A 3,056-nucleotide genomic window follows, 5' to 3' on the forward strand; every position below is an offset into this window, starting at 1 on the left:
ACGACATCGGAAAGAACCTGGTGGCCATGATGTTACAGGGGGCGGGCTTCATCGTCACCGACTTGGGCATTGATGTGCCGCCGGAGAAATTCGTGGAGGTGGTGAAAGAACAACAGCCACACCTCGTAGGTATGTCGGCTCTACTGACCACCACCATGCTGAACATGCGTAGCACCATCGAGGCTCTCGAGCGCAGTGGCCTGCGGGATGCGGTCAAGGTGATGGTGGGGGGAGCGCCCGTCACCGATCAGTTTGCCCGGGAGATAGGGGCGGACGGATACGCGGAGAACGCCTTTGCCGCCGTGAGCCTGGCCAGGCGCCTGGTGGGCGTCGGCTGATCCGGCGGTCGGGTTGCTGCGTTCGCGAAGCGCTTCCCCGCGCGCAGCCGGGCCCGGGGGGCAGGAGAGGCGATGTCAGTCCATCGTGTGAGCAGGGAAGTTATCTCTGGCTGTGTGGTTAGAGGAGCCGCAGCGGAGGTCAGGAGCCTGCTGCAGGAAGGCCTGGCCCTTGGCTTTCCGCCCCGAGCGCTGGTGACTGCCCTCATGGACGGCATGGAGCGGGTGGCCGAACTCTTTCGCACCGGTGAGTTCTGTGTACCCGAAGTCCTGGTGGCCGCCCGGGCCGTGCGTACCGGCCTGGGCGTGCTGGTGCCTCATTTTCGGTCGGCGCAGGAGCAAAAGGCTGGCACCCTAGTCCTGGGTACGGTGCAGGGAGATCTGCACGACATCGGAAAGACACTGGTGGGGATCGTGTTCCAGGGGGCGGGATATGAGGTTGTCGACCTAGGAGTGGATGTTGCTCCTGAGCGCTTCGTGCAGGCGGTAGCAGACTACCGCCCGCACTTGCTTGGCCTTTCTGCCTTGCTGACCTACACCATGAAGCACATGAAACGCACTATCCGCGCCCTCGCTGAAGCCGGCTTGCGGCCGCAGGTACGCGTGCTGGTGGGCGGGGCACCGGTCACGGCGGAGTTCGCCCGGGACATAGGCGCCGACGGCTATGCAGACGACGCCTTCGCCGCCCTGGAGGTGGCCACCAGCCTGCTCCACACTCCTCGCCGCGGCAAGAGACTACGTGTCCGCAGGTCCGAGCCCGTAGCGAGATGCCGCACCTGGCCCGCCGTGCTATAACCCGAGCAGGTCTGCCCCCGACCCGACCGCGTCCGGGACACGTTCGACCCCGGCCGGATTCGACAGGCCAATGGGGAGTCTTGATTGCGGGGGAAACTTATCTCGTTATCGCCCGACTCCACATGAATGATGGTTACGCGCCTGCGGTTATAAGGGTGGAGGATCGCGAGCGCTTCCTGGAGGGTGCTGGGATACGCCCTGGCGCCCGATGTAGAGCGATGTGAGACGGTGGGGCATGGTGTGAAGTCGTAGAACAAGACGGGACCCTGTCAGATGCCTGGTGGAGATGCTGGCTGCCGGGTCAGGGACGACGTGTGCAGTGGACCAACAAGGGAAGTCCGCCGGGTGCATGACCGTCGCCGTCATCGAACGGCCCGTACAGGGGGAAGTCGGGCACCAGGAGTAGCCTGGAGGTGTCGAGGGTGCTGATTGTGGGTGAGAGGATCAATAACAGCAGGAAGGGTGTGGCGGCGGTCGTTTCCCGGCGGGATGCCGCGGCCGTGGTGCGGGAGGCTGCCCGGCAGCGTGAGGCCGGAGCCGACTTCATCGACGTGATCGCCGGGACGTTACTTGCGGATGAGCCGGAGGCGCTCCGCTGGCTGGTGACCACTGTGGGAGGCCTTTCCGTGGATTTCTCGTGCGGGGCACGCCAGACGAGATAATGGAGGAGGGCAGGCGCCTTGCGAAGGGGGGAGCGGCGGGGGCCTGATGGTAGGGACGTGCTCCGGAGTGGTGCCGCAGGGGGCCTCGGCTGGCAACCTGCTCACTGCCTATCGGGCTGTGACCGCCCGGGCGGGGGAGGAGGATCCGCTGTGCCCGTAGTTGAGTTTCAGCCGCTCGGTCGGCGGGTGCAGGTGCGAGAGGAGCGACGGTGCTTGAGGCGGTCCAGTTGCCCGGTCGTGAGCTGGGTGACTGGGGTGTGGTTGCCACCTGCGGGGGTCACGGGAGGTGCGGCCGGTGCCTGGTGCAGGTTGTGAGTGGGGCCGTATCGGGTGCCGACGAGCAGGAGCTGGAGCTCCTGGCACGGCAGGGTGTTGCGGGGTACCGGCTGGCGTGCCGGGTGAGGGTGCTGGGGGACGTACGGGTGGAACTCGACCGCCTGAGGGGGGGCCGGCTCCAGGTGGCGGGAGTCCTGGGGGCGCAAGAGGTGCATCCCCGGCCCGCGGTCAGGCAGGTGGAGTTCCGGCTTGATCCGCCGGTGGTGGGCGAACGTGCGGGCGATGCGGACAGGGTGGCCCCGGCGGTGGGAGCCGGGATGCGCCACGATCTGGAGGTGTTGCGGGCACTGTCAGACGAGCTGAGGCGCTGGGATTTCGGGGGGTGGGCGGTGATCCGCGGTGACGAGGTCATCGGGGTGCGGCCGCGGTGCGCGCCTCTCTGGGGTCTGGCTGTCGACCTGGGGACGACGAAGGTGGCGGCGTACCTGGTACCTGGACACCGGTGAGATCGTGGAGTCGGGAGCCGTCCTCAATCCTCAGATAGCTTACGGCGAGGACGTGGTGTCGCGGCTGGGCTATGCCTCCGTGTCGGCGGATAACTACCGCCGCATCCGGGGTGCGGTGGTGGAGGGGGCTGAACGGTCTGGCTGCGGAACTCTGCCGCCGGGCTGGATGCGAGACGGCTGACATTTGCGAAGCGGTGGTATGCGGGAACACGGCCATGCACCACCTGCTCCTGGGCCTGCCGGTGGGGCAGTTGGTGCGCGCGCCCTATGTGCCGGCCCTGACCGGTCCCGTGGACGTGAAGGCGAGGGAACTGGCTTTGAGTTTTGCGGCGGGGGCGTACGTGCACCTCATGCCCTGCGTAGCGGGTTACGTCGGTGGTGACCACGTGGGGGTGATCCTCGCCACCCGGCTTGGGGAGCACCGGGGGGTGGCGCTGGCCGTAGACGTGGGGACCAACACGGAGATTGCGCTGGTGAGGGAG

6 protein-coding genes are annotated in these 3,056 nt (G+C 67.0%); all 6 read left to right on the plus strand.

The genetic code is table 11. The features are described 5' to 3' along the window. The coding region (locus AB1609_19465; GenBank protein MEW6048622.1) for a cobalamin-dependent protein at window positions 1–338 on the plus strand (338 nt) is incomplete at its 5' end. 114 nt (window positions 339–452) lie between these two features. Further along, entirely contained in the window at window positions 453–1,130 is a 678-nt protein-coding gene (locus AB1609_19470) for a corrinoid protein (GenBank protein MEW6048623.1), read from the plus strand. Between the two features lie 422 nt (window positions 1,131–1,552). Then, window positions 1,553–1,792, plus strand: a complete 240-nt coding sequence (locus AB1609_19475; GenBank protein MEW6048624.1) for a hypothetical protein — start codon at window positions 1,553–1,555, stop codon at window positions 1,790–1,792. Window positions 1,793–2,001: 209 nt separating this feature from the next. Beyond that, the gene (locus tag AB1609_19480; GenBank protein ID MEW6048625.1) at window positions 2,002–2,574 is read left to right on the plus strand and encodes a 2Fe-2S iron-sulfur cluster-binding protein; all 573 of its coding nucleotides are present in this window, start codon (window positions 2,002–2,004) and stop codon (window positions 2,572–2,574) included. Between the two features lie 4 nt (window positions 2,575–2,578). Further along, window positions 2,579–2,755, plus strand: coding sequence for a hypothetical protein (locus AB1609_19485; protein ID MEW6048626.1), 177 nt, complete (start codon window positions 2,579–2,581; stop codon window positions 2,753–2,755). Continuing rightward, window positions 2,685–3,056 (plus strand): ferredoxin (locus AB1609_19490; GenBank protein MEW6048627.1); only part of this gene is annotated, 372 nt, incomplete at its 3' end. The genes AB1609_19485 and AB1609_19490, both read left to right, overlap by 71 nt.

Source organism: Bacillota bacterium, from assembly GCA_040754675.1.
In the GTDB taxonomy this organism is placed as follows: Bacteria; Bacillota; Limnochordia; order Limnochordales; family Geochordaceae; genus Geochorda.